This window comes from Candidatus Acetothermia bacterium, from assembly GCA_024653305.1.
In the GTDB taxonomy this organism is placed as follows: Bacteria; Bipolaricaulota; Bipolaricaulia; order Bipolaricaulales; family Bipolaricaulaceae; genus JACIWI01.
The window spans coordinates 142580-169561 of the sequence record JANLFW010000001.1 but is presented as its reverse complement, the minus strand read 5'-3'; the positions used below and the strand labels follow the sequence as shown (position 1 = coordinate 169561).

The following is a 26982-nucleotide window of genomic DNA, read 5'->3' as shown; positions in this document are numbered from 1 at the left end:
TCAGCCTCCCAGCCACGGCGCGTCCGCCGTCCGGTAGTCCACCAACTCCTGATCCCCGAAGAACAAGGGGATCTCCCGTGCTGCTGAGGCTGGGGAATCCGAGCCGTGGACGAGGTTCATGGTGATGGACTGCCCGAAGTCCCCGCGAACCGTGCCCGGTTCGGCGTCGAGTGGATTGGTCTTCCCCATCAGCCGGCGCACGGTGTCAATGGCCCGCGGCCCTGCCACCACCATCGCCACCACCGGGGCCGAGGTGATGTAGGCCACGAGCTCCCCGTAGAACGGCTTTCCACGGTGCTCGGCGTAGTGCCGTTCCGCGAGCTCGGGGGAGATCCGAAGGAGCTTCAACCCCACGATGCTTAGCCCCTTGTCCTCGAACCGGCTGATGATCCGCCCGATGAGGCGCCGCTGCACGGCATCCGGCTTGAGCAGCACAAGCGTCCGTTCCATCGTCCCTCCCTGGGATGAACTCGACACGCACCGATCTTAAGCCCCCGAGTTTACTTCAAAACCCGAGGCAGTGACCGATGCCAGGAAGGTGCGCTGGCCGATCGGACGCGGGTATGGTAGTCTTCCCCGACGACGCTCTGGGAAGAGCTTAGATCCGAGGAGGTGGGATTGGCCACGAAGTTGATCACCGCGGAATCCGTGACCGAGGGGCACCCGGACAAGCTCGCCGACCGCATCTCCGACGCGGTCCTGGACGCGGTGCTCGCCCAGGACCCGCAGGGCCGGGTGGCATGCGAGACGTTCACCATGCAAGGGCTGGTCATCATCGGCGGCGAGGTCGCCACCACCGCCCACATCGAGCCGGGGGAGATCGCGCGCCGGGTGATCCGGGACGTCGGGTACACGCGGCCGGAGTACGGGCTTTCCCACGATGCGTGCGCGGTAGCGGTGCTCATCCGCCAGCAGTCGCCGGACATCGCCCAGGCCGTGCTCAAGGCGCGGGAGGCCCGGGCCGGGTCCACGGACCCGTACGACCAGGTGGGAGCGGGGGACCAGGGGATCGTGTTCGGCTACGCTACCACCGAGACGCCGGAGCGGATGCCGCTTCCCATCACCCTGGCCCACAAGCTGGCCCAGCGGGTGAGCGAGGTGCGCCGGGATGGGACCCTTCCCTACCTACGCCCGGACGGGAAGACCCAGGTCACGGTGGAGTACGAGGACGGGCGGCCAATCCGGGCCCATACCGTGCTCCTCGCCGTACAGCACGCGGAGGAGACCCCCCTTGAGGAGTTGCGGCTGGATCTAAAGCGGCTGGTGGTGGAACCGGTGCTCGACGGATGGCTAGACGAGGACACGGAGATCCTCGTCAACACATCGGGGCGGTTCGTGATCGGGGGCCCGGCCTCGGACACCGGGATGACCGGGCGCAAGATCATCGCCGACACCTACGGCGGCTACGGCTCCCACGGCGGGGGGGCGTTCTCCGGCAAGGACCCGACCAAGGTCGATCGGTCCGGGTCGTACATGGCCCGCTACGTGGCCATCAATGTCGTGGCGGCGGGGCTCGCCCAGGAGTGTGAGGTCCAGGTGGCGTATGCCATCGGCCAGGCCCGTCCCATCGCGGTGAACGTGGAGACGCACGGCACCGGGAGGCTCTCCCTGGACGCGCTGCGCCGGGTGGTCCTCGAGGTGTTCGACTTCCGCCCGGCGGCGATCATCGAGCGGCTGGACCTGCGGAGGCCGATCTACGAGCCGTTCGCGTGCTACGGGCACTTCGGCCGGCTCGATCTTGCCCCGACCTGGGAGGCCCCCGACCGGGTGGAGGAGCTCCTCGAGGCGGCAGGGGCCCGCGCCCGTTAGCCCACGGCCCGGACCAGGCTGAGGACCCCGATCCCGAGCACCGCTGCTCCCACGGCGAGCGCGACCCCTCGTTCGGGGGCCCGCTTCACGGTGAGGGCGGCCAGCGGCACGGACAGGATCGCCCCCAGGACGAGCGGGGGGGCCATCGTCCACGACTCCGGCGGCTGCAGGAACAGGTAGGCCATCACCCCTACCAGGCACGTCAACCCCTCGGCAAGGCTGGTGATGCCCACCGCGTTCTTGGCACCCACCCCGGACAGGATCTGGCCGGCGGTCACAAGGGGGCCGTACCCCCCGCCGGAGATGCCCTTGTTGAACGCGGCGATGGCTCCGATGGCCAGGAGGCGCGGCCAGGAGAACCGCCACTCTCGGGCCCGCCTGACCAGGATCGCGATACCCATCGCGGTGACCATCGCCGCGATGTACAGCTTCACTGCCGGAGCGGGCAGGCTCACCGTGGTTACCACGGCCGCCACCGCGCCGAGGACGCTCATCGCCCCCAGCACCCCGGCCACGGTGAGGTCTGGGGAGCCCCAGCGCAGGTTCACGTTCCGGAGCCCGTGATGCCAGCCGGCGGCGAGGAACCCGGTCCCCAGCTCGGCGAGGAGGACGGTCGGGACCACCTGACCGGGGGGGTACCCGAGGAGGAGCAGGATGGGCGTCAGGACAGTGCCATAGCCCATGCCGAGCGCCGAGTCCACGTACTCGGCGACGAACGATAGCCCGATCAAGTGCCACGGGATCATGGGCCTCCTTTGGTAGCGGTTCGGAGTATACCGAGCGGCCCAGGAAAACACGAGCTTGGATGGGCCTGAGCTCGGCTGTATACTCCAATTGGAGTATGGCGAGCGATCGTGTGACGCTGAAGATACCGCGACCGCTTTACGAGCGGCTGCGGCGGGTGGTGGAGGATACGGGCTACCGTTCGGTGAACGAGTTCGTGGTGCACGTGCTGCGCGACCTGGTGGCCGAGACCGAGGGCGACCCGCCCACCCTGACCCCGCGCGAGGTGGAGATCGTCCGGCGTCGGCTGCACAGGCTTGGCTACCTCTAGACGGAGCTCCCACCCCCTCGGGGGTACCAACACGGAAAGGGGATTACGGTGGAACAAGGGTTCGTGGTGTGGTTCACCGGGCTTCCCGGCTCGGGGAAGACGACGCTGGCCCAGGCGTTGGAGAGGGAACTCAGGCGGCGTGGGATCGGTCCGGTAGAGCGGCTCGACGGGGACACGGTGCGCCAGGACCTGACCTGGGATCTCGGGTTCTCCAAGGAGGACCGGGACGAGAACATCCGCCGGGTGAGCTTCGTGGCCGCGCTGCTTGCGAGGAACGGCGTGATCGCGCTGTGCGCGTTCGTGTCCCCGTACCGCGAGGCGCGGCGCGCTGCCCGGGCCCGCGCCCCCAGGTTCGTCGAGGTGTACTGCCGCTGTCCGCTCGCCACGTTGATCGCCCGCGACCCGAAAGGGATGTACAAGAAGGCCCTCGCCGGGGAGGTCCGAGGCTTCACCGGGATCGACGATCCCTACGAGGAGCCGGAGCACCCGGAGGTCGTCTGCGACACCGACCGGGAGACGCCCGCCGAGTCGGCGGCCAAGGTCATCCGGCACCTGGAGGAGCACGGCTTGATCGCCCCTCACCCTCTTCCCCAGCTCTCCTCCCTGGATGGGCGGGGGCAGGGGGAGGGCGTCCCCCTCGCCCGCGACCCTCTCCCGCAACGAGGAGAGGGGGATCCGAGAGAAGGGAGCGACGTAGCTGGGGGAGTGGTGCCGCCCCACGGGGGGAGGCTGGTGTGCCGGCTCCTCACGGGGCGTGAAGCCGACGCCCTGCGCCGGGAGGCGGAAGGTCTTCCCCAAATTCCCCTGTCCCCGTACTACCTGCGGGAGCTACGGTGCCTGGCCACCGGGGTGTACTCCCCGCTCACCGGGTTCCTCGGGGAGCGGGCGTACCGGTCGGTGGTGGAGACGATGCGCCTCCCGGACGGCACGGTGTGGCCGCTCCCGATCGTGCTCCCGGTGGAGCCAAAGGTCGCCGACGCCCTGCGATCCGGAGGTCTAGCTGTCCTGGCCGGCCCGGACGGGGCCGCGGTGGGGATCCTGCGGGGGATCGAGGTGTTCACCCGTGATCCGGCGTGGGAGGCCCACCACGTGTTCGGGACGGATGACCCCCACCACCCCGGGGTGGCCCGGGTCCTCGCCGAACCCACGACCCTCGTCGGCGGCGAGGCCTGGGCGCTGGACCTCCCGGCCCCGGAGTTCCCGGAGGTGGAGCTGGCCCCGGAGAAGGCCCGGGCGGAGATCGTCCGCCGCGGCTGGAGGACGGTGGCCGCGTTCCAGACCCGCAACCCCCTGCACCGGGCCCACGAGTACCTCCTGCGGTGCGCCCTTGAAGTTTGCGATGGTCTCCTCCTCTCCCCCCTGATGGGGGAGACCCAGGCCGGGGACGTCCCGGCCCAGGTTCGCTTGACCACGTACCGGGCCCTGGTGGATGGCTACTTCCCCCGGGAGCGCGTGTTCATCTGCGCGTTCCCGGCCAACATGCGCTACGCGGGCCCACGGGAGGCGGTCTTCCACGCCCTGTGCCGGAAGAACTTCGGGGCCACCCACTTTGTGGTCGGCCGCGACCACGCCGGGGTTGGAAGCTTCTACGGTCCGTACGAGGCCCAACAGATCTTCGATCGGTTCGCCCCCGACGAGCTCGGCATCATCCCCCTCAAGTTTCGCCCTGCCTTCTGGTGCCGGAGGTGCGGTGGGATGGCCACGGAGAAGACGTGTCCCCACCCGGAGGCCGACCACCTGACCCTGTCCGGCACCGAGCTCCGGGCGATGCTGCGGGAGGGGAAGACGCCCCCGGCGGAGGTGACCCGACCCGAGGTGGCTCGGATCCTGGCGGAGGCGATGCGATGAGGCTGGCCCTGATCGGCCTCGATTGCGTGGATCCGGAACTCCTTTCCCAGCTTCTTCCGGACCTGCCGACCCTGGCCGGGATCGTCCGGGGCGGGAGCTTCCTCCGCCTCCGGTCGGTGGACCCGCCGATCACCGTGCCAGCGTGGATGTGCATGATGACCGGCAAGGACCCGGGCGAACTTGGGGTGTACGGGTTCCGCAACCGAGCCGATCACTCCTACACCGGCCTTGCCCTCGCCACCTCGACCCGGTTCACCGCTCCCGCGGCATGGGACATCCTGGGCCGGTACGGCCTCTCCTCGGTGCTCCTGGGAATCCCTGGCACCTACCCCCCGAAGCCGGTGCGGGGGTGGCTCGTCTCGGGGTTCCCCGCCCCCGAGGCGGCCACCGACTACACCTACCCCACCTCGCTTGCGGACGATGTCCGGCGCTGGATCGGGGGGTACGCGTTCGACGTGCGCGAGTTCCGCACCGAGGACAAGGCCGCTCTACTCGATCGGGTGCGGACAGCCACCGCGAACCGATTCGCCCTGGCCCGCCGGATGGTCGCCGAGCTCCGGTGGGACTTCTTCGCCATGGTGGAGATGGGCCCGGATCGGGTGCACCACGCGTTCTGGGCGGACCACGATCCCACACACCCGAAGCACGGCCCCCGGAGCCCGTTCCGGGACGCGCTGCGCGACTACTATCGGTTCCTGGACCACGAGCTCGGGGAGCTGCTCGCCGAGCTGCCGGCCCGAACCCAGGTGCTCGTCGCCTCCGACCACGGGGCGCAGCCGATGCGCGGGGGGATCGCGGTCAACGAGTGGCTCCTCCAGGAAGGGTACCTCGCGCTCCACGAATACCCGGGAGCGCCGACCCGCATGGAGGCCCTGATCCGAGAGGGCCGCGTGGACTGGTCGCGGACGATTGCCTGGGGCGAGGGCGGCTACTACGGGCGGGTGTTCCTGAACGTGGCCGGACGCGAGCCGGAGGGCGTGGTCCCTCCCGGGCGCTACGAGGAGGTGCGGGCCGAGCTGGCCGAACGCCTGACGGCGCTCCCCGACGAGCACGGACGCCCCCTGGGCACCCGCGTCCTTTACCCGGAGCGGACCTACCGGGCGGTGCGGGGCATCCCGCCGGATCTCCTCGTGTACTTCGGGGACCTCGCCTGGCGGTCCATCGGCACCGTGGGCTGGAACCGGATCCACCTCCACGCCAACGACACCGGTCCCGACGACGCCAACCACGCCCCGTGCGGGATCCTCATCGCCGACCCCCCCATGGGCTTGGGCCACGAAGCGAGCATCCTCGAGGTGAAGGACCTCATCCTGCGCCACTTCGGGGTCGAGGAGCAGGGATGAGCGAGTACCGGACGGTGCGGATTCCTGAGGAGGTCGCCCGCACGGTCGAGGCCAACCTGGAGCTGCTTTCCGCCCGGTCGCTGGACGAGTACGTGGCTGCGGTGGTGCGGGAGAAGCTGCGGGCGGAGGGACTCCTCCCCGACCTCACCCCGGACGAGGAGCGGGAGCTCGAGCGGCGCCTGCGCGACCTTGGCTACCTGGACTAGCCGCCCACTGCCCGACGGGCGAATGCCTGGGCCGCGCGGAGCTCGTCCTGGTTCGGCCGGCCCCGCTTAAGGAGGCCGAGGGCGAACCAGTCCCGGCCCGGGCAGGCGAACCGGTCCACGACCTCGATCCCTTTCTCCTCAAGAAGCCGGGCGAGCACATCGAGCTGCTTGGCCTGGGCGCCGTAGGTCCCGAACACCGCCGCCTTAAGCCCAGCCGGGACGGAAAGGCCTTGGAGGAATCTCACCATCGCCTTGGATGGCCGGCCCATGTACACCCCATCCCCCACGAACAGGAACCCCGCCTGGGAAAGGTCACAGTGCGGGCTCTTCCGGACGTCCACGAGCTCCCCGCCCACCGCTTGGGCGATGGCGTCGGCCACCTTGCGCGTGTTGCCGGTGCGGGATGCGAAGACGACCCGTATCCTGTTGGTCATGCTTGGATTATACTGGGCCTATGCGGCTCATCGCCGACCTGCATCTGCACTCGCGCTACTCCCGGGCCACGAGCGGGGACATGGACCTTCTGCACCTCGCACAGTGGGCGCGATGGAAGGGTCTTCAGATCCTGGGTACCGGGGACTTCACTCACCCCAAGTGGTTCAAGGAGCTCGCGGCGGGGCTCACCCCGGCCGGGACAGGGATCTACACGTACGGGGGCGTCCATTTCGTGTTCACCACCGAGGTATCGGCGATCTGGTCCCAGGACGGACGGGTGCGGCGGGTCCACTTCCTGGTGCTCGCCCCAGGGGCCGAGGAGGCAGCGCGCATCAACCGGGAGCTGGGGAAGCTCGGGAGCCTCGCGGCCGACGGGCGCCCCACGTTCGGCGTCCCCGGGGCGAAGCTCATCGAGATCGTGCTCGCCGCCAGCCCCTCCGCCGCCGTCATCCCGGCCCACGCCTGGACCCCGTGGTGCTCGATCTTCGGGGCCCAGTCCGGGTTTGACTCCCTGGAGGAGGGACTTGGCGAGGCGGCCCGGCACGTGTTCGCCATCGAGACCGGCCTCTCCTCGGACCCACCGATGAACTGGCGGCTCTCGGCCTTGGATCGCCTCAGCCTTGTGTCCTTCTCCGACGCCCACTCCCCGTCCCGCCTCGGGCGGGAAGCGTGCGCGTTCGACCTCTCCGAGCCCTCCTATCCCGCCCTGGTCGAGGCCATCCGCAACAAGGATCCGCAGCGGTTCCTCGGGACGATCGAGTTCTTCCCCGAGGAGGGGAAGTACCACTACGATGGGCACCGGGCGTGTGGGGTGGTGCTTGCCCCGAGCGAGACGCGGGCCCACAGGGGACGTTGCCCGGTCTGCGGCCGTCCGGTCACGGTGGGGGTGATGCACCGGGTGGAAGAGCTGGCCGATCGACCACCCGGGTCCCAACCGGTCGGGGCGATCCCGTACCGGTCGCTGGTGCCGCTCCCCGAGATCCTCGGGCAAGCCTTGGGCCAGGGGCCGGACACGAAGGCCGTGCAGGAGGAGTACCAGCGCCTGGTGGCGCGGTTCGGGAGCGAGCTCGCGATCCTCCTCGACCTTCCGCTGACCGAGCTCGCCGCCGGGGCCCCGCAGCGGGTCGTCCAGGCCATCGGCAAGATGAGGGCGAGCAAGCTCGCGATCCGCCCCGGCTACGACGGGGTGTACGGGGAGGTCAGGATCCTCCTGGATGAGGAGCCCCCAATGCTGTCCCTGTTTGATCAGCCATGAAGCCCCTCGCCGGAATTCGTGTCCTCGACCTCTCCCGCATCCTGGCTGGGCCACTCGCGACGATGTGGATGGCCGACCTTGGGGCGGAGGTGATCAAGGTGGAGCGGCCCGGCAGCGGGGATGAGACCCGCCGCTGGGGGCCGCCGTTCGTGGGGGGAGAGTCCGCGTATTTCCTGGCGGTGAACCGGGGGAAGTACGGGCTTGCCCTGGACTTGGTTTCCCAGGAAGGGCAGGCGATCCTACGTCGCTTGATCGCCGGAAGCGACGTGCTTGTGCATAACTTCCTCCCGGAGACGGCGGAACGGGTGGGATTGGGCTACCCCGAGGTGCGGGAGATCTGCCCGCGCCTGGTGTACGTGGCGATCGCCGGGTTCCCGCCCGGGCCGTACCGGGACGAGCCCGGGTTCGACGCCCTGATCCAGGCCATCGGGGGCTTGATGGCGATCACCGGCGAGGGGGAGCGGCCGGCCAAGGTCGGGGTGGCGATCGTGGACGTGCTCACCGCGTGGGCCGCGCTTTCCGGGACGCTGGCCGCGCTGCTCGAGCGGGCCCGCACCGGGGAAGGGCAGGCGGTGGAGGTGACGCTCGCCGAGTGTTCGGCGGCGGCCCTGGTCAACGTGGCCCAGGCGTTCCTCCTCACCGGCGAGGAACCGAAGCGGCTCGGGACCGCGCATCCCCACATCGTCCCGTACCAGGCGTTCCCGGCGGGGGACGGCCTCCTGATGGTGGCGGTGGGCACGGACGACCAGTTCCGCGCCCTGTGCGCGGCCGTAGGCCGGCCCGAGCTCGCGGGAGATCCCCGGTTCGCCACGAACCCCGACCGGGTGAAGAACCGGGACGCGCTCGTCTCCGTGCTGGAGGCCGTGTTCCGCCAGAGGCCCCGGGCGGAGTGGATCGCCCACCTGAAGGCGGCCGGGGTTCCGGCCGGACCGGTGAACTCGCTTGGGGAGCTGTTCGGAGACCCTGGACTCACCGGCCGACTCCTGGTGGAGGTGGATCACCCCGCGGTGGGCCGCTATACGAGCGTGGCCTGCCCGCTGCCCCAGGCCTGGCCGCCCAGTCTCCTCCCCCCACCCCGGTTGGGGGAACACACGGCCGAGGTCCTCGGGCGTTTGGGCTAGCGGGGCCGGAGGGCCCACGTGGTGCCGGTTGGGCCGTCGCGCAGTTCGATCCCCAGCTCCCCGAGCCGGTCCCGGATCCGGTCGGCCAGGGCAAACCGCCGCTCCCGGCGCAGCTCCCCGCGGAGCTCGATCAGCATCTCGATCAGTTTGTCCGCAAGCCCTTCGGTCGCCGGCCGAGACCTCTGGAACAGTCCCAGCGCCTTCCCCAGCCGCCGCACCAGTGCCGCCGCCGCCCTGGCCCCTGCCGGATCTCCACCTAGGCGGCACCGGTGCCCTGCCCCCACGATCTCTTGGAGCACCCCGATCGCCCCGGGGGTGTTGAAGTCCTCCTCAAGCTCCGCGTGGAACCTCTCCGCCAACTGCTCAAGCTCCGTCGGTTGAGCAGGTGGAGCTGGTTCGGGCAGGGCCTCGGCCCCCCACAGGAAGTCGTACACCCGCTCCACCGCCCGCTTGGCCTCAAGGAGGGCCTCGTGGGAGAACTCCAGGGGCTTGCGCCAATCCCGCGCCAAGTAGAAGTAGCGGACAGCCTCGCCCCCGTACCGGTTCACCACGTCCCGGGCGTACTCGAAGTTCCCCAGGGACTTCCCCATCCGTTCCCCCCGCACGGTGAGGAGGCCGTTGTGCAGCCAGATCTTGACGAACGGCTTCCCACTGAGGGCCTCGGCCTGGGCGAGCTCGTTCTCGTGATGGGGGAAGATGAGGTCGCTGCCCCCGGCGTGGATGTCCACCGTCTCCCCGAGGAGGTGCATCGCCATCACCACGCACTCCGTGTGCCAGCCGGGGCGGCCCTCACCCCACGGGGACGGCCACTTGGGCTCCCGGGGCTTCGCCGCCTTCCAGAGGGCGAAATCCAGGGGATCCCGCTTCCGCTCGTCCACCTCCACCCGGGCCCCGGCCTCCTGCTCCTCCCGGACCCGGCCGGACAGCTTCCCGTACTCGGGGAAGCTCCCGGCCGAGAAGTACACGTCCCCGTCCACCACGTAGGCATGCCCCTTCTCCACAAGCCTCTGAACGAGTTCGATCATCTTGGGGACGTACTCGGTTGCCTTCGGGGAGTGGGTGGCCGGTCGCACCCCGAGGGCGGCAAGGTCCTGGAGGTAGGCCTCGGTGTAGCGGGCCGCCACCTCCTCCGGCGGACGCCCCTCCTCCTGGGCGCGGCGGATGATCTTGTCGTCCACATCGGTGATGTTCTGGACGTAATGCACGGTGTACCCCTGCTCCTCCAGGTACCGGCGCAGGGCATCGAACACGATGAACGGGCGGGCGTTGCCGATGTGGATGAGGTCGTACACGGTGGGGCCGCACACGTACATCCGCACCGTGTTGCCGTGGACCGAGAGCTCTTCCAGCTTGCGGGTGAGCGTGTTGTACAGGCGCAACCCCACCACCTCTCCTTCGCGATGCGAAATCCGTGATCCGTGAACCGGGTCCGGCGATCACGGTCCACGGTGATGGTACGCGGGGAACGCTGTTTCCTACAACCGAGCGGCAGAGGGAACATGAGCTGTCGATCATGGATAATGCAGGCCATGGACTGGCTGGCGGCGGCTAAGGTGCTGCTTCTCTCCGCGGCGCCGATCGCCGAGCTGCGCGGTGGACTCCCCCTGGCCCTTGCCCTCGGGTTCTCCCCCGCGTCCGCCTACGTCCTGGCCGTGGCGGGGAACCTTCTCCCGGTTCCGCTCCTCCTCCTCGTCTTAGGGCGGCTCTTGCCGCACCTCCCCCGCCTTCCCGGCCCGATCGGGCGGGGTGCCGTGCGCTATCTCGCCTGGCAGGAAAGGCGGCAGCGGGAACGGTTTCGCCATCTTGGGCACCTGGCCCTGGTCCTGTTCGTGGCCACCCCGCTCCCGGCCACTGGGGCGTGGACCGGGGCGGTGATCGCCACCCTGCTCGGCATCCCGCCCTGGAGGGCGCTCCCCCTGATCGCCCTCGGGGTGCTCATCGCTGGGGCCGCCGTCCTCCTTGCTGCGGTGGGCCTGATCGCGCTCGTCTAGCGTCCCGCGTACCACACCGTGTCCTGTCACCTCGCCCAAGGCTGCGGCCTGGAAGCCCGGCACCGGTCGGGTATATTGCCCGAGTATGCCTGAGGAGATTCGGGAGCCGGTGGACATCCACAACCTCATCCGTCGCCATCCGGCTGAGGTCGCGGAGATCCTCGCCGCCCTCCGGGAGGAGGAGGCGGTGGAGCTCCTGCGCCGCCTGTACCGGCGTCGGGCCGCGGCTGAGCCGCTTGGGGAGATGGAGCCGGACGAGGCGGCCAAGCTCCTCGCTGAGCTCAACCGGGAGGAGGCCGTCCAGATTCTCTCCCACATGGAGCCCGACGACGCGGTGGACCTCCTCGCCGAGCTCCCCCGCGAGACGGTGCAGGACGTCCTCTCTCGCCTTGAGACCTGGGAAGCGAAGTCCCTCTCGGAACTCCTCGCCTACCCCCCCGACACCGCGGGCGGGCTCATGTCCCCCGAGGTCGTGGCCCTGCCAGGTGATATGACCGCTCAGGACGCGATCGAACATCTGCGCCGGGTGGCGGAAGAGGCGGAGACCATCTACTACGCGTACGTGGTGGACGAGAAGAAGAGGCTCCTCGGGGTCCTGTCCCTGCGGGAACTCGTGCTCGCCCAGCCCGAAACGCCGATCCGCAACATCATGCAGTCGGAATTCGTGTCCTTGCCCGCGACGATGGACGTGGAGGACGTAGCGAGGACGTTTGACAAGTACAACTTCCTCGCCCTTCCGGTGGTGGATGGGGGGGGGAAGCTCCTCGGCATCGTCACCGTGGACGACGTGATCGACGTGATCCGCGAGGAGGCCACCGAGGACCTCCTTCGCCTGGGCGGCATCCCGGCCGGCGAGGATCATCCCTTGGACCCTCCGCAGACCTCGGTGCGCAAACGGCTGCCATGGCTGATGGCCTTAGTTATTCTCAACATGACCGTGGCCGCCGTGGTGAGCCGGTTCGAGGCGACGATCGCGGAACTGGCGTTTGTGGCAGCGCTGATGCCTCTGATTGCGGACATGAGCGGCAACGCCGCGGCCCAGGCCCTGTCCGTGGCCATCCGGGGCATGGCCATCGGCGCAGTTCAGTGGAAAGACCTGCCCTGGGTGGTGTGGAAGGAGCTCAGGGTGGGGCTTCTGGCTGGGTTGGCACTCGGGGCCCAAATCGGGCTCATCGCTACCCTGCTTTGGCGGAGGCCATTCTTCGGGGCCGTGGCCGGGGTGGCGTTGGCGGGGACCACCGTGGGCGCGTGTTTGACGGGCGGCGTCCTCCCCTTCTTGTTCAAGCGGTTGGGCATCGACCCGGCGATGGTGTCCGGGCCGGTGGCGACCACGATCGGCGACCTCATCGGCATCTTCCTGTTCCTGGGCCTGGCCACCGCGTTCCTCCCGTACCTGGTATGAGGGGCATCGTCTTCCTCTCGGGGAGCCTGCTCGTGGTGCTGATCGCCGCGGCCCTCGCCCCGCTCCCCGTCCCATGGCGGCTCACCGGCGGGGCGTTGCTCCTCGGCCTATGGGGCCATGGGCTCTGGCGCGTCCGGCGGGGACCGCTGGCGGGCAACTCCCCGGTCCGCCTCCTCCCCGGCCATGCCCTCCTCTTCCTCGGCCTCGGGCTGGTCGGGGCCCGGGCCGCGCTCGCGGCATGGCTCGCTGTTCCCCCGCTCACTGTGGCCCTCGACCTCGCCCGGCCCCGGTCGCTCGCCGCCCCCGTTTACGCTATACTGTGGTTGGACCTCTTCGCCGTGCTGCACCAGCTCGTGGCGTTGGGCCGTGGCCTTTCCGGCCCGGCGTTTTGGGCTTGGAGCGGGGGTGTGGCGGTGGTCGCCATTCCCTTCGTGGCGCGCGGAGTGTTGCGGGTTCAACGTGCTAAGGGGTGATGACATGACAGCGTACGCCCAGGTTGCAGGGGACGCCCAAGCCAGCCAATCCCTCATCTCCATGGTCATCCTGCTCGTGGTGTTCGCCGCCATCTTCTACTTCCTCCTCATCCGGCCACAACGGCGGCGGCAAAAGGAACACCGCGAGCTCATCTCCTCCCTGAAGCGGGGGGACCGGGTGATTACCGCCGGCGGGATCTTCGGCACCGTGGAGAAGATCGAGGACGACTCCGTTGTCCTCACCGTAGAGGAAGGAAAGCTCAGGCTATCCAGGTCGAGCATCGTGGACAAGGCGCGCAAGTGAGGAAGTGAGGAGATGAAACGCAACGACTGGATTCGGTTCGGGGTGGTGTTGGCAGCCCTGTTCGCCGTGGTGGGGCTCCTCTACCCGTTTTGGCCCCTGGGGAACGTGATCAAGCTTGGCCTCGACCTCCAGGGCGGGGTGCGGTTGGTCCTCCAGGCGGAGGGCCTGGAGGACGTGGAGCCTGCCCAGCGCCGGGATGTGGTGGACCGGTTGGTGACCATCTTCTCCGAACGCGTGGACCAGTACGGTCTCGCCAACGCCGAGATCCGTCCCATGGGGGGCGACCGGGTGGAGGTGCGGATCCCCGGCGCCGCAGATCCAGAGGAGGCCAAGCAGCTCCTCGGGCGCACCGCGCTCCTCGAGTTCCGCAAGGTGCTGGACGCGGCGGCGAACCGGGGGGATCTGGAAGCTAAACGGGTCGAGCCCCAGGAGATTTTCCCCAGCAACGACCGATCCGAGTACTACCTGGTGCAGGGGGAACCCCTGCTCACCGGGGAGGTGCTGGAGGGCGCGGTGGTGCGCACGTCCACCGATCCCCGCAGCCCTGGTCTCTACATCGCCCTCACCTTCAACCGCACCGGGGCGGAGCGGTTCGTCGAGGTCCTACGGACCCTCCAGGTCGACGACCGGCTGGCGATCATCCTGGACAACGTGGTGTACTCGGCGCCGGCCATCTCCCCGTCCATCAAGCAGGCCGCCCAAGGCGGGTGGCGGGCGGTGCAGGACTCCACAACGATTACCGGCCGGTTCACGTTCGAGGAGGCGAAGCTCCTTTCGGTGGTCCTCCGTTCGGGGGCCCTGCCGACCCGGGTCCAGGTGATCGAAGAGCAGACCGTCGGCCCCACCCTGGGGGCAGACTACATCCGGCGCGGCATGACCGCGCTTGTCATCAGCTTCGTCATCGTCCTCGGGTATATGATCCTCTACTACAGGTGGCTGGGCCTGGTAGCCGATGTCGCTTTGATCCTAAACATGCTCATCGTGTTCGCCGCCCTGCGCGCGTTCGGGGCCACCCTGACCCTGCCCGGCATCGCCGGCCTCATCCTCACCATCGGCATGGCCGTGGACGCCAACGTCATCATCTTCGAGCGTATCAAGGAGGAGCGCCGGACGGGCAAGTCCCCCACGGCCTGCATCACCGCCGGGTTCGCGAAGTCCTTGCCGGCGGTGCTGGACGCCAACATCACCACGATCATCACCGCGGTGATCCTGTTCACCTTGGGCTCCGGACCGGTGGAAGGGTTCGCGATCACCCTCGGCCTGGGCGTGGCCGCGTCCCTGTTCGCCGCCCTGGTGGCATCGCGGCTGTTGCTCGAGACCACCGGGATCGGCGAGCGCATCCCGGTCAAACCGGAGTCAAGTCAAGCGTAAACAGGTACAGGGCCGCGTCCGGGGAGAGCCTCCCCGTTTTGATGGCCAGGTCGAGCTCCTGCAGGCGGCCAAGCAGCCGTACCAGCGCCGGCTCGCCGAACAGACGGGCTTGGTTCAGCCGCCGCCGCACGAGCCACTCTGGCCCGGGCGGCTTCCGCCCGGCGGAAGCCGCCGCCTGCGCGGCGAGGAGCGACCGGATGTGGCTCACGAGGAGGAAGAACAGGGAGGCCGGGTTCCACCCTGAGCGCAAAAGCTTCGCGAGCTCAGCCAAGGCCCGGGCTATCTTTCGTGTGCCCACGGCGTCCAGGAACGCGTACGGCGGGGGCTGAGAGAAGAACAGGAGCTCGGGGAGGCGTGCCCCGGGGGGGAGCCGCGCCCCCTGCCACAGGGCGAGCTTGGCCACCTCCTGGGCCATGCGCAACGTGTCCCCACCGCTGGCCTCGGCGAGGAGGTCCACCAGGAACGCCGGGGTGGGAAGGCCGACCTCGACCAGGAGCTCTCTCGCCAGTTCCCGTAGCGCCCGGCCGGTGGGGGCCGGGAAGTGCTGCACCTCCTCGGCGACCCGCGTCACCGGTCCGGTGAGCTTTTCCCCGATGAGGAACAGGCCCGTGCCCGGCGGGAGGCCCCTGGCGAGCGCCGTCGCCAGCCGCGGCTCGTGGGTCAGCGCGTCCGCCCGCCGCACCACCACCACCTTGGCCTCCCCGAACAGGTCTTGGGTGCCGAGCTCGTCCAGTAGCTTTCCCAGACAAGTTTCATCCCCGAACAGGGCCACCCGCTGGTGGGGGCCGAGGGCGCTCAGCCGCTGGGCGAGCGTGCGCTCCACCGCCAGCGGATCCCCGGAATAGACGCCGAGCCGAACCGCGGCCACGCCCGCACCTTACCCGAGAACCCAAACGGGGACAACTCTTGACGGGACTCGGTGCCACCGCTAACATGCCGAGGCGCCGAGGTGGCGGAATTGGCAGACGCGCTGTCTTGAGGGGGCAGTGGGCTTCGGCCTGTGTGGGTTCAAATCCCACCCTCGGCATAGTACCCGTGACCCTTTCCATCGTGGTCGACGTGATGGGGGCGGACCGCCCGCCCCGGGAGTTGGTGGCCGGAGCGGTGCGGGCCGGCGAGCGCATGCCCGTCCACCTCATCCTCGCCGGCCGCCGCCAGGACATCGAGCCCCACCTCCCTCCCGCGGCCCCGGTGGAGGTCCTCCACTGCGACGGGGTAGTCGCCCCGGATGCCCATCCGGTGGAGGCCGTCCGCGATCGAACGTCGTCCATCGTCCGGGGGTTGGAGGCCGTGGCCGAGGGGAAGGCGGCCGCGTTCCTGTCCCCGGGCAACACCGGGGCGGTGGTGGCCGCCGCCCTGCTCGTCCTCGGGCGGCTCCCCGGGATCCTGCGGCCAGGCCTGTGTGCGGCTCTGCCCACGCTTGCCGGGCCGGCGGTGCTGCTCATCGACGCTGGGGCCACCGCTGACCCTAAACCCCAGCACCTTGTTCAGTTCGCGGACATGGGGATCACCTACGCCCGGGAGGTGCTGGGGATCGCCTCCCCCACGCTGGGCCTCCTCAACATCGGGGTCGAGCCCGGCAAGGGGGATAAGCTGGTGCGCGCCGCCCATGAGTTCCTCGCCGCCCGCGACAACTTCGTGGGCAACGTGGAGCCGCACACCGTTCTTGTCGCGCGGCCGGCCGACGTCCTCGTCACCGGCGGGTTCGCCGGGAACCTGTTCCTCAAGGCCGTTGAGGGCGGAGCGGAGGTGGTTTGGCTGGCGCTGCGGACGGCGCTCTCCCGCTCCCCGCGGGCCAAGGCCGGGGCGTGGCTCGCTCGCCCGTCCCTGAGGGAGGTGGCGAGGAAGCTCCGCTACGAGGGGCACAACGGGGCCCCCCTCCTCGGGGTGAACGGGCTGGTGATGGCCGCCCACGGCCGGTCCGACGCCTCCGCGATCGAGGCTGCAGTGGAACGGACGTTCCTCGCCTGCCAAGCCGGCCTGGTGGACAGGATCAAGGCCGCCATCCCCGCCGTTGATTAAGGTCAGGATCGCAGGGACCGGGTCTTACCTTCCCCCCACGCGGCTCACCAACGACGACCTGGCGCGGCGGATGGACACGAGTGACGAGTGGATCCGCACCCGCACCGGGATCCGCGAGCGCCGGATCCTCGCTGCCGGGGACGTGCCGGCGGAGATGGGGGTGGCCGCGGCCCGCGCCGCCTTGGCCGCGGCCGGAAAAGGTCCGGCCGACGTGGACCTCCTCATCGTGGCCACCAACGTCCCGGAGGAGATCATCCCCGGCACGGCGCCTCACCTTGCCGCCGCGCTCAAGCTCGCGAAGGACGCCCCGTTCTTCGACGTCACCGCCGGCTGCGCCGGGTTCGTGTATGCCCTGGCCCTGGCCGGGGCGATGATCGCCGTCGGCCTGGCGAGGAGTGCCCTGGTGGTGGGCACCGAAGCCCTATCCCGGTTTGTGGATTGGGAGGATCGCTCGACGTGTGTCCTGTTCGGCGATGGGGCCGGGGCGGCCGTGCTCGTCCCGGCGGAGGGGACCGCCGGGATCCTCGGGGTTTCCCTGCACGGCGACCCCGCCAAGCTCTCCCTCCTGCGGATTGAGGCTGGGGGGGTGCGGCGGCCGACGACGGCGGACACGGTGCGCGAGGGGCTGCACTTCCTCAGGATGGAAGGGGAGGGCCTGTTTCGACCGGCGGTGACGATGATGGCCCGCGCCACCCGCGAGGCCCTGGCCCGGGCCGGACTCACGCTCCAGGACATCGACTGGGTCATCCCCCACCAGGCCAACCTGCGCATCGTGGGCGCCCTCGCCAAGCGCCTCAAGCTCCCCCCGGAGCGGGTGGTGGTGAACATCGATCGCGTCGCGAACACATCCACCGCCTCCATCCCCATCGCCCTGGACGAGCTGGTCCGCACGGGTCGGGTTGAACCCGGACAGGTGGTGGCGGTGACCGCGTTCGGGGCCGGGGCCTGCTACGGGACGGTGATCCTGCGGTGGTAGCGTTCCTGTTCCCGGGGCAGGGCTCCCACTACCGGGGGATGGGCCGCGGGCTCCTCGCCCAGCCGTGGGCCGGTTCCCTGGTGGAGGAGGCGGAGGAGGCCACCGGGATGCCGTGGCGGGACCTCCCCGAGCTCACGGACGTTGAACTCGCCCGGACCGCGGTGGCCCAGCCGGCGATCCTCGTGGTGGAATGGCTGGCGTGGGCAGCTCTGACGAGGGCCGGGCTGCGCCCCACTGCCGTGGCCGGCCACTCCCTGGGGGAGTTCGCGGCGTTGGCCGCGGCCCGGGTCCTCCCGTGGCCGGAGGCGCTGCGGCTGGTAACCCTGCGGGGGCGGCTCATGGAAGAGGCAGCCGCCGCCCACCCCGGCGGGATGGTGGCGGCGCTCGGCATCCCCGCAGAAGCGGCGGCGGAGATCGCGGAGATGGCCGGCTGTCACGTGGCCAACTACAACGCCCCCGGGCAGACCGTCCTCTCCGGCCGGGCGGATGCCTTGGACCGGGCCGCCGCCCTCATCCACGCCCACGGAGGGCGAGCACTGCCCCTGCCGGTGGCCGGGGCGTTCCACTCCCCGCACATGGCCGAGGCCGAGGCGAGGCTTGCCGAGGCCCTGGCCCGGGTGGAGTTCGCCCCGCCCGCGGTCCCGATCGTGTCAGGCACGAGCGGCGCGGTGGAGGACGACCCAGAGCGGATCCGATCCCTCCTCGAGCGCCAGATGACGTCGCCTGTGGTGTGGACGAAGGTCATGGAGGCGCTCCCCACGTTGGGCGTCGTGGAGGCGGTGGAGGCCGGCCCGGGGGAGGTCCTGACCCGACTTGGCAGGCGCTGTACGTCCCGGGTACGCTTCCGGGCGCTTGCGGAGGTGGTCGGAGACGTTTGACGGGAAGGTGGCGGTGGTCACCGGGGGCACGTCCGGGATCGGCCTGGCTACGGCGAGGCTCCTCGTGGCCGCCGGGGCCAAGGTGGCCGTGATCGGCCGGGACCCGACCCGAGGCGAGGACGCGGCAGCGACGCTCGGCCCCGGGGCCCGGTTCTTCCCGTGCGACGTGGGGGTTTCGGAGGAGGTGGGGGGGGCGTTCGCCGCCGTGGCCGACTGGGGGGGGCGGCTGGACTTCCTCGTCCACGCCGCCGGGCACGTTCGGGACAAGCTCCTCCTGCGCATGAGGCCCGGGGACTGGGAGGAGGTGGTGCGGACCCACCTCACCGGCGGGTACCTGTGCGCCCGGGAGGCCCTGGCCCGGATGGCCCGCGCCCGCGCGGGGGCAATGGTGTTCGTGACCTCGGTGGTGGGCCTGACCGGGAACGTGGGCCAGGCCAACTACGCCGCGGCCAAGGCCGGCCTGGTGGCCCTAGCCCGGACCCTGGCCCAGGAGGCGGCCCCGTGGGGGGTCCGGGTCAACGCGGTCGCCCCCGGGTTCATCAACACCCCGATGACCCAGGCGCTGCCGGAGGCGGCCCGCCAGGCCTACCTCGCCCGGATCCCGCTCGGCCGGGCCGGGGATCCGGCGGAGGTGGCCGAGGTCATCGTGTTCTTGCTTTCCCCCAAGGCCTCTTATATAACTGGGCACGTGTTTTACGTGGACGGTGGCCTCGTGCCATGCGAATAAAAAGATCGGGAGGTGTTGAAGTCGATGAGCGAGATCGCGGATCGCGTGCGTGAGATTATCGCTGAACAACTCATGGTGGATGTGGAGGAGGTCACCGACGAGGCCTCCTTCGTGAACGACCTCGGGGCCGATTCCCTGGACACCGTCGAGCTGATCATGGAATTCGAGGACGAGTTCGGCATCGAGATTCCCGACGAAGACGCGGATGGGATCCAGACCGTGGGCGAGGCGATCGCCTACATCGAGAGCCGCGTCCAGGAGAAGGAGAACGCGGAAGGGAGGCCGTGACCGGCTGCGGCGGTTTTTCGTAGGCGGTGTGGCGGATGAACGCGGTGTACATTGAGGAACTGGCGCGGCACGTCGGCCGCGAGGTCCTCGTCCAGGGGTGGCTCTACAACAAGCGTTCTTCGGGCAAGGTGCGGTTCGTCATCGTCCGGGACGGGACCGGCCTCGTACAGGGGGTGGTCACCCCGGACGCCGACCCGGACGCGTTCGCCCTCGCAGAGCGGCTCCCCCAGGAGGCCTCGCTCCGGGTGTGGGGTACGGTGCGCGTCGATCCCCGCGCCCCGGGCGGCCACGAGCTCTCCGTGACCCGCATCGAGCCGGTTCACATCCCTAAGGAACCTTTCCCCATCGGGCTCAAGGAACACGGGGTCGGGTTTCTCATGGATCACCGTCATCTGTGGATCCGCATGCGTCGCCAAGTCCCGATCCTCCGGGTGCGGGACGCGGTGCTGTGGGCGATCCGCGCGTTCTTCCACGAGCGGGGCTATGTGGCCACCGAGGCCCCGATCGTGGTGGGCACGGCGGTGGAGGGCACCACCACCCTGTTCCCCCTGGATTACTTCGGCCAGCCGGCCTACCTCTCCCAGTCCGGCCAGCTCTACCTCGAGGCCACGTGCATGGCCCTGGGCAAGGTGTACTGGATCGGCCCCGTGTTCCGCGCCGAGAAGTCCAAAACCCGCCGCCACCTCACCGAGTTCTGGATGGCCGAGGCCGAAGTGGCGTTTCTTGAACACGATGGGAACCTCCAGCTCCAAGAGGACCTGGTGCGGTACATCGTGGAGTCGGTGGTGGCCGAGCGCCGGAGGGACCTGGAGGAGTTGGATCGCGATCCGGAGGTACTCCTCGCCGAGGTGGCCGCCCCGTTCGCCCGGGTCACCTACCATGAGGCGGTGGACATCGTGCGGGCGCGCGGGGTGGCGATGGAGCCGGGGGAGGACTTCGGGGCCCCGGGGGAAGACGCCTTGTCCCAGCACTTCGGGCGCCCTGTGTTCGTGGAGCGGTTCCCGGCCCGGATCAAACCGTTCTACATGAAGCGCGACCCGGAGAACCCAGACCTGGCCTTGAACGCCGACCTCATCGCTCCGGAGGGCTACGGGGAGATCATCGGGGGTTCGCAGCGGGTGGACAGCGAGGAGGAGCTGCTCCGCCAGCTCTGCGAGGCCAACCTCCCGGAAGAGGCCTACCGTTGGTACATGGACCTGCGCCGTTGGGGGTCGGTGCCCCACTCCGGGTTCGGCCTCGGGGTCGAGCGTGTCGTGGCCTGGGTCGCGGGGATCCCGCACATCCGGGAGGCGGTTCCCTTCCCCCGGACCTTGGACCGCCTCTGCCCTTGACCGGGCGGTGGGGGGCGGGTAAACTTCCTCCGCGCAACAAGGCAAGGCACGTAGCCAAAGCCTCACACGCCGACAACACACCAGCACGCTAGGGGAGCAGGGTTCATCGGCATTGGTGGACATGGCCCTTCGAGCGCCGTGTGCCCCTGGGGATCCTGCTCCCCCCGCCTCCTGAGCATCCCAAACGGTGGGCGGCTGCGCGGAGCAGCCGCCCACAACCCCTGGATACGTCGCGGTCAGGCCTTCTTGACTTTGAGCTCGCCCCGGTCCACGACCACCTTGAGCCGCTGGCTCACCAGGTTCTTCAGGTTCTTGCCGGGCTTGAAGGCGGGTACCACTTTCTCCGGGACCATGATCCGCTTCTGCGTCTGCGGGTTGATGCGCTGCGAGCGCTTGCGCGTCCGCACCTCGAACTTGCCAAAACCAGTGAGCAGCACCTCTTCGTTGTTGGCGATGCTGTCGGTGATGATGTCGATCATGGAGTCCAATGCCTTCCGGGCATCCTTCTTCGTAAGCCCTGTCCGCGCTGCCATCCGATCCACCAGTTCGCCCTTGTTCACGGGTTACCACCCCCTCCCTAGGTCAAGGATGCCCAAGTATAGTGCACTTTCAGGGGGTTGTCAAGTGTAAACCCCCTTCCCATGCCCCTTTTCGTGGAAAAACGGTTGACGCGCCCGGGGAACGGCGGTAAAGTACGACCAAGACGATCCCTTTCCATAAGGAGGCTGCTGAGGTGGCCGGTGAGGTTTGCAGTTACGAGATGGTGTACATCCTCCGTCCCGACCTGGACGAGGGGGAGCGACGCAACAAGATCGGCAAGATCCAGCAGGTGATCGAGTCCGAGGGCGGACAGGTCCAGGGCACGGACGAGTGGGGTCCGCGCATCCTGGCCTACGAGATCGACCGCTTTCGCGAGGGGTACTACGTCCTCGTCACCTTTTCCCTCCCGGCCGAACGGGTCCGTAGCGTGGAGGGTCGGTTCTCCATGGACGACGCCCTCCTCCGCTACCAGATCGTTCGCATGGACGGGGGCGGATGAGCGACATCAACCGGGTGGTGCTCACCGGGCGGTTGACGGCCGACCCCGACCTCCGTTACACCCAGAGCGGCCGGGCCCTGGTGCGGTTCAGCATCGCCGTGAACCGGACCTGGCAGAACCCGGAAACCGGGGCGGCGGAGGAGGAAGCGACGTTCGTCCCGGTGGTGGTCTGGGGCAAGCAGGCCGAGAGTTGCGCCACCTACTTGCGCAAGGGACGCCAGGTGGCCATCGACGGCCGGCTGCGGGTCCGGTCGTTCGAGACCCAGGCCGGAGAACGCCGTCGGGTGGCCGAGGTGGTCGCCCAATCCGTGCACTTTCTGGGGGCGAGGCCGGAGGCCCCGGGATTGGAAGGGGAAGTCCAGCCGACCCAGCCCACTGAAGAAGAACCCACGCCCGAACCAGAAGAGGAGGTTCCATTCTGATGGTGCAACGACACAAGCCGATGGTCCACCGACACAAGCCGATGTTGCAACGACACAAGAAGGTGTGCCGCGTTTGCCAGCAGGGGCTCAAGTTCGACTACAAAGAGCCGGAGGCGCTCCGGCAGTTCATGAACCGCCGCGGGAAGATCCTGTCCCGGCGGATCACTCACCTGTGTGCCAAGCACCAGAACTGGTTGGCCACGGAGATCGACCGCGCCCGTAAGCTCGCCCTCCTGCCGTACGAGGAACGCCCGTAGCGGGATGCCGGAGGTCGTCGTCTTCCTCTTCGATCGTGGGGGGGAGGACGTGGTCGGGCGGGCCCGCACCGAGGCCGCCCGGGCCCTCGTTCGCCGGCTCGCTCGCCATCCCGCCGTTGCCCAGGTGGTGGTGTCTACCCCGGTCCTCGGCCCGTGGCAGGGCACAGCGGCGACGGTGGAACCGGATCCGCCTGGACCGTGGCGGTACGGGGCCCGCCTCAACGACCTCGTCCGGAAGTACCGCCCGGAGCGCCTCCTGTACGTCTCCGCCGGGAGCGCGTTCCTCCTTGGGGACGATGAACTGGACCGCGTGGTGACCGCGGCCCCGTGCCCGCCCCCGTACGCGGTGCTCAACAACTTCTACTCCACCGACTTCGCGCTCATCGCCCCCCCGGGCCCGGTGGCCGACCTCGCCCGGGATAACCCGCTCGGGATCCGCCTCTGGCAGGCCGGGTATGTGTGCTATGAGCTCCCCCGCTCCGCGGCCACCCAGCTCGACATCGATACCCCAGGCGAGCTCCAAGTCCTCGCCCTCCACCCCGACCTTCCGGATGGCCTGCGCCGCGTGCTGGCGGAGATCCCCACCGAACGCGCCCGGCACGTGGTCCGGCTCCTCGCCGATCCCGAGGCGGAGGTCCTCCTCCTCGGGCGGGTGGGGGGACACCTCCTGCGCTACCTGGAGATGGAAGCGGCGTGTCGGGTGCGGGTGCTCTCCGAGGAGCGGGGGATGGAGGCGAGCGGGCGGGCCGAGCGGGGGGCGGTGCGGTCGCTCCTCGGGATCGTCGTCGGATCACCGGTACGCCTCGTTCAGGTCCTAAGCGAGCTCGGCGATGGAGTGGTGTGGGACACCCGCGTCCTCATGGCCCACCTCGGCACGTGGCCGCCGGCGGAGGAGCGGTTTGCAGCGGATCTCCTCCAGTACGACAAGGTCGGCCACCCCTTCCTAAGGGATCTCGTGCGGGCCTGCGCCGAGGCCCCGACGCCGTTCCTCCTCGGGGGGCATTGCCTGGTCTCGGGGGGGATGTACCTCGCGGCCGAGCTGGCCTGGCTCAATGCGGACCGCGAGGTCCGCTGCCGTCCGCTTTCGTTTCCCGGGTAAACTCAGGCCGGAAAGGAAGGCCATGGACGAGGAACGTGCGATCTGGGAGCTGGGGCTGACGGAGATCGACCGGGCGCTTGAGGGACTGGTCCGGGCGGAAGAGGCGCGGCAGCGGGACAAGATCATCCTGATCCCGTCCGAATCGTTGACCCCACGGGCGGTGCGCGAGGCCCTGGGGTCGGCGTTCACCTCGATCTACGCGGAAGGGTATCCCAGGGAGGAGATGCTGCGCCTCCCCGAGGCGCGTCTGAGCGATATCGCCGAACAGCTCGCGTACTTCCGCCGGTACAGTGACCGGCGGTTCTACAAGGGCGTGGAGTTCGCCGACCTCGTGGAGGCGCTGGCCTGCCGGCGGGCGGCGGAGTGCTTTGCCACCGCCGAGGTAGGGGCGGACGACATCTTCGCGAACGTCCAAGCCCTGTCCGGGGCGGCAGCGAACATGGCGATCTACGAGGCGTTGCTCCGGCCCGGGGACACGATCCTGGCCATGGACCTCGCTCAGGGGGGGCACCTCTCCCACGGGTCCCCGTTCCACCAATCGGGCCGGCGGTATCGGGTGGTGACGTACGGGGCGGACCCTGCGAGCGAGCGCTTGGACTACGACCGGATCATGGCCCTGGCCAAGGAGCACCGCCCGCGGATGGTCATTGCCGGGTACACCTCGTACCCGTGGGCCCCGGAGTGGCGGGCGTTCCGGGAGATCGCGTCCGCGTGTGGGGCGTTCCTCATGGCCGACATCGCCCACGTGGCGGGGATGGCCATCGCCGGGGCCTACCCGAACCCGATCGGGTACGCGGACGTGGTCATGTTCACCACCCACAAGACCCTGTGCGGCCCGCGTGGGGCGGTGATCCTGTCCTGTGATCCGGAGATCGCCGCCCGCATCGACGCCGCCGTGTTCCCCGGGGCCCAAGGGGGGCCCCATGTGAACAAGTTCGCCGCCATCGCCTGCGCGTTCCAGCTTGCTCGGACTCCCGCGTTCCGCGATCTCATGCACCGGATCGTGGACAATGCCCGCCACCTCGCCCACGCCCTCGCCGCACGCGGGCTACGCCTCGCGTACGGGGGCACGGACACCCACCTCCTCGTGCTCGACCTGCGCGGGGTCGCGACCCCCAATGGAGAGCCGCTCGCGGGGGAGACCGCGGCCCGCATCCTCGACCTCGCCGGCCTTGTGGCCAACAAGAACACGATTCCCGGGGACACCTCCGCCGCCGACGCCCGCGGGATCCGGTACGGGACCCCCTGGGCCACCCAGCGCGGGATGGGGGAGGCGGAGATGGAAGAGATCGCCGAGGTTACGGGGATGGTCCTCACCGCAATCCGTCCGTTCACGTACCACGGGGCGGGCGGGCCTCTCCCGCGGGGGAAGCTCCCCCTTCCCGTGCTCGAGGAGGCGCGGCAGCGGGTGCAGGCCCTCCTGGCCCGGTTCGGCGGGGTCCCCGCCGTGGTCCGGGCCGACTCGCCCCACCGCACGGCTGCGGCGGGCAAGCACGTCGACCTCGGGGACTGCGTGGCCCTCCTCGTGCGGGGCGGGCGGGCCGCCCACCTCCTCCACGAGGCGGGCACGGCGAGCGTGCTGTGCCTTGACCCTGGGCATGCCCGCAGGACCCTGTTCCTTGACGGTGAGGGGAACGTCCTGTCCGAGGCCATCGTGGGCCGTCTCCCCGACGACGACCTCGGCCGGGAGCGGTTCCTCGTCCTCGCCCCTCCGGAGACCGGCGAGGCTCTCAAGCGGTGGCTTTCCGCCCTGTCCGATGGGTACGTGCTGTTCGATCCGGCCGACATCTACCGCAAGGTCCAGGGCCCGGCGGCCGTGGACGACCTCTCCGCCCACGGCCTGCGTCCCGCGTTCCTCCGCGATGGGAAGGAAGGCCTGGCGCTGGACGGGGGCGGCCGCATCCTGGTCGTGAGCGCCGAGGAGGCGGGGCGTCGGCGCCACCCACCGGAGCCGTTCCTCGGCCTGAGCGGGGACGCCAAGGCCATCTACGCCCGCCACCCCGAGCTGTTCGCCCTCGGCAAACCGTACTTCGTGGGCCAGCACCTGTTCGTCGTCCCTGCCACGAAGGAGTCCTACCGGCCGCAGGCCCCGGAGCGGCCCCTCCAGAGGACCCCGCTCGCCGAGGTCCATCGGGCCCTCGGGGCACGGATGGCCGAGTTCGCCGGGTACGAGATGCCCCTGTGGTACACGTCGGCCCTGGACGAGCACCGGGCGGTGCGGGAGCGAGCAGCCCTGTTCGACCTCGGGCACATGGGCGCCTTCGAGGTCGCCGGCCGCTACGCGGAGGGCTTCCTCAACGTGGTGACCACCAACTACGCGGGGTGGCTCCATCCCGGCCAATCCCAGTACGGGTTCCTCCTTGCCCCGGACGGGGAGGTCATCGACGACCTCATGGTCTACCGGACGGGGAAGGACGGGTTCCTCCTCGTGGTGAACGCGGCCAACGAGGGCAAGGATTGGGACTGGCTCAACGCGGTCAACTCTGGGCGGGTCCTCCTCGACCCGGACCGGCCGTGGGTCGAGCCCGACGGCCCGGTGGACCTGCGTGACCTCAAGGCCCCTGGTGCCGCGGGCGGGCGGGTCGACCTGGCCCTCCAAGGCCCGGCGTCCCGGGCCGTCCTGTTGCGCCTCCTTGCGGGGCGGGACAAGCACCGGTTGATCGCGTTGCGCCGCACCGAGTTCCGGGAGGTCACGATCGACGGCGCTTCGGTCCTCTGTGCCCGCACCGGGTACACCGGGGAGCCGATGGGCTACGAGCTCCTCGTCCCCCCATCCCAGGCGGAGGAAATCTGGCACCTCATCCTGGATGCGGGCAAGGGGCTTGGGGTGGTGCCGTGCGGCCTCGCCGCCCGGGACTCCCTGCGCACCGAGGCCGGGCTGCCCCTGTACGGCCATGAGCTTGGGGGCGAGCACCGGGTGTGGCCCCACGAGGCCGGGTTCGCCCCGTACGTGAAGCTGCACAAGGCGTTCTTCGTGGGGCGAGCCGCCTACCTTCGCGCCCTGGGCCGCCCGTCCCGGGAGGTGGTGCGGTTCGCCATTGATCCCGGGCAGCGCCCGGTCCGCGCCGGGGCGCCGGTGGTGGACCGAACCGGCCACGTCGTGGGCACGGTCACGAGCTGCGTGGTCCTGGAGAACGGCCAGGTGGGGATGGCCTTGCTCGACCGCCGCGGTGTGGGCGAGGGCACCCCGCTTGGGTTCGTGATCGGGGACAGGGAACTGCCGCGGGAGATCCGGCCCGGGGCGCGCCTGCCCCTCGTGGTGTGGGGCAAGACGGTGTCGCGGTTTCTCAAGCGGGAGGCGCTGCCGATGGCCGGGGAGGACTGACCCCAA

General features: G+C 69.8%; 29 protein-coding genes and 1 tRNA gene. 24 read left to right on the top strand and 6 right to left on the bottom strand.

What is annotated here, in order from left to right:
* On the bottom strand, window positions 1–450 hold the full coding sequence (gene ndk, locus NUV94_00870) for a nucleoside-diphosphate kinase (GenBank protein MCR4391347.1): 450 nt from the start codon (window positions 448–450) through the stop codon (window positions 1–3).
* A 168-nt stretch (window positions 451–618) separates the two neighbouring features.
* Between ndk and metK the strand changes: the two genes are divergently transcribed.
* The gene (gene metK, locus NUV94_00865) at window positions 619–1809 is read left to right on the top strand and encodes a methionine adenosyltransferase (GenBank protein ID MCR4391346.1); all 1191 of its coding nucleotides are present in this window, start codon (window positions 619–621) and stop codon (window positions 1807–1809) included.
* On the opposite strand, the gene NUV94_00860 is transcribed toward metK, so the two are convergent.
* Window positions 1806–2555 carry a sulfite exporter TauE/SafE family protein gene (locus NUV94_00860; protein MCR4391345.1) on the bottom strand — a complete coding sequence of 250 codons (750 nt, stop codon included), beginning with the start codon at window positions 2553–2555 and terminating at the stop codon, window positions 1806–1808. The genes metK and NUV94_00860 overlap by 4 nt on opposite strands.
* A gap of 110 nt (window positions 2556–2665) precedes the next feature.
* Between NUV94_00860 and NUV94_00855 the strand changes: the two genes are divergently transcribed.
* The 4 genes from NUV94_00855 to NUV94_00840 are packed head-to-tail and all read left to right on the top strand — an operon-like array spanning window position 2666 to window position 6260.
* Entirely contained in the window at window positions 2666–2863 is a 198-nt protein-coding gene (locus tag NUV94_00855; protein ID MCR4391344.1) for a ribbon-helix-helix domain-containing protein, read from the top strand.
* A 48-nt stretch (window positions 2864–2911) separates the two neighbouring features.
* The gene (gene sat / locus NUV94_00850) at window positions 2912–4711 is read left to right on the top strand and encodes a sulfate adenylyltransferase (protein ID MCR4391343.1); all 1800 of its coding nucleotides are present in this window, start codon (window positions 2912–2914) and stop codon (window positions 4709–4711) included.
* Entirely contained in the window at window positions 4708–6054 is a 1347-nt protein-coding gene (locus tag NUV94_00845) for an alkaline phosphatase family protein (GenBank protein ID MCR4391342.1), read from the top strand. Before sat ends, NUV94_00845 begins: the two co-directional genes overlap by 4 nt.
* Window positions 6051–6260, top strand: a complete 210-nt coding sequence (locus tag NUV94_00840) for a hypothetical protein (protein MCR4391341.1) — start codon at window positions 6051–6053, stop codon at window positions 6258–6260. The genes NUV94_00845 and NUV94_00840 overlap by 4 nt, the downstream gene beginning before the upstream one ends.
* Here the strand turns inward: NUV94_00840 and NUV94_00835 are convergent.
* A complete protein-coding gene (locus tag NUV94_00835) occupies window positions 6257–6694 on the bottom strand; it encodes a hypothetical protein (GenBank protein MCR4391340.1) in 438 nt (145 codons plus the stop codon). The genes NUV94_00840 and NUV94_00835 overlap by 4 nt on opposite strands.
* 20 nt (window positions 6695–6714) lie before the next feature.
* Between NUV94_00835 and NUV94_00830 the strand changes: the two genes are divergently transcribed.
* Window positions 6715–7950 (top strand): endonuclease Q family protein, encoded by a 1236-nt coding sequence (locus tag NUV94_00830; GenBank protein MCR4391339.1) that lies wholly within the window; start codon window positions 6715–6717, stop codon window positions 7948–7950.
* Window positions 7947–9071, top strand: coding sequence for a CoA transferase (locus NUV94_00825; GenBank protein ID MCR4391338.1), 1125 nt, complete (start codon window positions 7947–7949; stop codon window positions 9069–9071). The genes NUV94_00830 and NUV94_00825 overlap by 4 nt, the downstream gene beginning before the upstream one ends.
* Here NUV94_00825 and cysS read toward each other — a convergent pair.
* Window positions 9068–10450 (bottom strand): cysteine--tRNA ligase, encoded by a 1383-nt coding sequence (gene cysS, locus NUV94_00820; GenBank protein MCR4391337.1) that lies wholly within the window; start codon window positions 10448–10450, stop codon window positions 9068–9070. The two genes, NUV94_00825 and cysS, sit on opposite strands and share 4 nt — an antisense overlap.
* A 150-nt stretch (window positions 10451–10600) precedes the next feature.
* On the opposite strand from cysS, the gene NUV94_00815 reads away from it, so the two are divergent.
* From NUV94_00815 to secD, 5 genes are all read left to right on the top strand, one after another.
* On the top strand, window positions 10601–11062 hold the full coding sequence (locus tag NUV94_00815; protein ID MCR4391336.1) for a small multi-drug export protein: 462 nt from the start codon (window positions 10601–10603) through the stop codon (window positions 11060–11062).
* 85 nt (window positions 11063–11147) lie between these two features.
* On the top strand, window positions 11148–12464 hold the full coding sequence (gene mgtE, locus NUV94_00810) for a magnesium transporter (GenBank protein MCR4391335.1): 1317 nt from the start codon (window positions 11148–11150) through the stop codon (window positions 12462–12464).
* Complete coding sequence (locus NUV94_00805; GenBank protein MCR4391334.1) at window positions 12461–12937, top strand: hypothetical protein; 477 nt, start codon at window positions 12461–12463, stop codon at window positions 12935–12937. The genes mgtE and NUV94_00805 overlap by 4 nt, the downstream gene beginning before the upstream one ends.
* A 4-nt stretch (window positions 12938–12941) precedes the next feature.
* Window positions 12942–13241: a preprotein translocase subunit YajC gene (gene yajC / locus NUV94_00800; GenBank protein MCR4391333.1), complete on the top strand. Its 300-nt coding sequence runs from the start codon at window positions 12942–12944 to the stop codon at window positions 13239–13241.
* A gap of 12 nt (window positions 13242–13253) precedes the next feature.
* Window positions 13254–14612, top strand: a complete 1359-nt coding sequence (gene secD / locus NUV94_00795) for a protein translocase subunit SecD (GenBank protein ID MCR4391332.1) — start codon at window positions 13254–13256, stop codon at window positions 14610–14612.
* On the opposite strand, the gene NUV94_00790 is transcribed toward secD, so the two are convergent.
* The gene (locus tag NUV94_00790; protein ID MCR4391331.1) at window positions 14587–15480 is read right to left on the bottom strand and encodes a hypothetical protein; all 894 of its coding nucleotides are present in this window, start codon (window positions 15478–15480) and stop codon (window positions 14587–14589) included. The genes secD and NUV94_00790 overlap by 26 nt on opposite strands.
* A 75-nt stretch (window positions 15481–15555) precedes the next feature.
* On the opposite strand from NUV94_00790, the gene NUV94_00785 reads away from it, so the two are divergent.
* From NUV94_00785 to asnS, 7 genes are all read left to right on the top strand, one after another.
* A tRNA-Leu gene (locus NUV94_00785) sits at window positions 15556–15639 on the top strand.
* An 8-nt stretch (window positions 15640–15647) separates the two neighbouring features.
* On the top strand, window positions 15648–16634 hold the full coding sequence (gene plsX / locus NUV94_00780; GenBank protein ID MCR4391330.1) for a phosphate acyltransferase PlsX: 987 nt from the start codon (window positions 15648–15650) through the stop codon (window positions 16632–16634).
* Window positions 16627–17610 (top strand): ketoacyl-ACP synthase III, encoded by a 984-nt coding sequence (locus NUV94_00775; GenBank protein ID MCR4391329.1) that lies wholly within the window; start codon window positions 16627–16629, stop codon window positions 17608–17610. The genes plsX and NUV94_00775 overlap by 8 nt, the downstream gene beginning before the upstream one ends.
* On the top strand, window positions 17604–18488 hold the full coding sequence (locus NUV94_00770; GenBank protein MCR4391328.1) for an ACP S-malonyltransferase: 885 nt from the start codon (window positions 17604–17606) through the stop codon (window positions 18486–18488). The genes NUV94_00775 and NUV94_00770 overlap by 7 nt, the downstream gene beginning before the upstream one ends.
* Window positions 18463–19215 carry a 3-oxoacyl-ACP reductase FabG gene (gene fabG / locus NUV94_00765; GenBank protein MCR4391327.1) on the top strand — a complete coding sequence of 251 codons (753 nt, stop codon included), beginning with the start codon at window positions 18463–18465 and terminating at the stop codon, window positions 19213–19215. Before NUV94_00770 ends, fabG begins: the two co-directional genes overlap by 26 nt.
* 24 nt (window positions 19216–19239) lie before the next feature.
* The gene (locus tag NUV94_00760; GenBank protein ID MCR4391326.1) at window positions 19240–19503 is read left to right on the top strand and encodes an acyl carrier protein; all 264 of its coding nucleotides are present in this window, start codon (window positions 19240–19242) and stop codon (window positions 19501–19503) included.
* Window positions 19504–19538: 35 nt separating this feature from the next.
* Window positions 19539–20834, top strand: coding sequence for an asparagine--tRNA ligase (gene asnS, locus NUV94_00755; protein MCR4391325.1), 1296 nt, complete (start codon window positions 19539–19541; stop codon window positions 20832–20834).
* A gap of 236 nt (window positions 20835–21070) precedes the next feature.
* Here asnS and NUV94_00750 read toward each other — a convergent pair whose 3' ends face one another.
* Window positions 21071–21394, bottom strand: a complete 324-nt coding sequence (locus NUV94_00750; protein MCR4391324.1) for an HU family DNA-binding protein — start codon at window positions 21392–21394, stop codon at window positions 21071–21073.
* A 173-nt stretch (window positions 21395–21567) separates the two neighbouring features.
* On the opposite strand from NUV94_00750, the gene rpsF reads away from it, so the two are divergent.
* Genes rpsF through NUV94_00725 form a run of 5 tightly spaced genes read left to right on the top strand, consistent with a single transcriptional unit; the run spans window position 21568 to window position 26976 of the window.
* Window positions 21568–21873 carry a 30S ribosomal protein S6 gene (gene rpsF / locus NUV94_00745; protein ID MCR4391323.1) on the top strand — a complete coding sequence of 102 codons (306 nt, stop codon included), beginning with the start codon at window positions 21568–21570 and terminating at the stop codon, window positions 21871–21873.
* The gene (locus NUV94_00740; GenBank protein MCR4391322.1) at window positions 21870–22295 is read left to right on the top strand and encodes a single-stranded DNA-binding protein; all 426 of its coding nucleotides are present in this window, start codon (window positions 21870–21872) and stop codon (window positions 22293–22295) included. The genes rpsF and NUV94_00740 overlap by 4 nt, the downstream gene beginning before the upstream one ends.
* Window positions 22295–22552 carry a 30S ribosomal protein S18 gene (gene rpsR, locus NUV94_00735; GenBank protein MCR4391321.1) on the top strand — a complete coding sequence of 86 codons (258 nt, stop codon included), beginning with the start codon at window positions 22295–22297 and terminating at the stop codon, window positions 22550–22552. Before NUV94_00740 ends, rpsR begins: the two co-directional genes overlap by 1 nt.
* Before the next feature lie 4 nt (window positions 22553–22556).
* Window positions 22557–23651: a hypothetical protein gene (locus NUV94_00730; protein ID MCR4391320.1), complete on the top strand. Its 1095-nt coding sequence runs from the start codon at window positions 22557–22559 to the stop codon at window positions 23649–23651.
* Between the two features lie 22 nt (window positions 23652–23673).
* Window positions 23674–26976 carry a serine hydroxymethyltransferase gene (locus NUV94_00725; protein ID MCR4391319.1) on the top strand — a complete coding sequence of 1101 codons (3303 nt, stop codon included), beginning with the start codon at window positions 23674–23676 and terminating at the stop codon, window positions 26974–26976.
* Window positions 26977–26982: the final 6 nt, after the last annotated feature.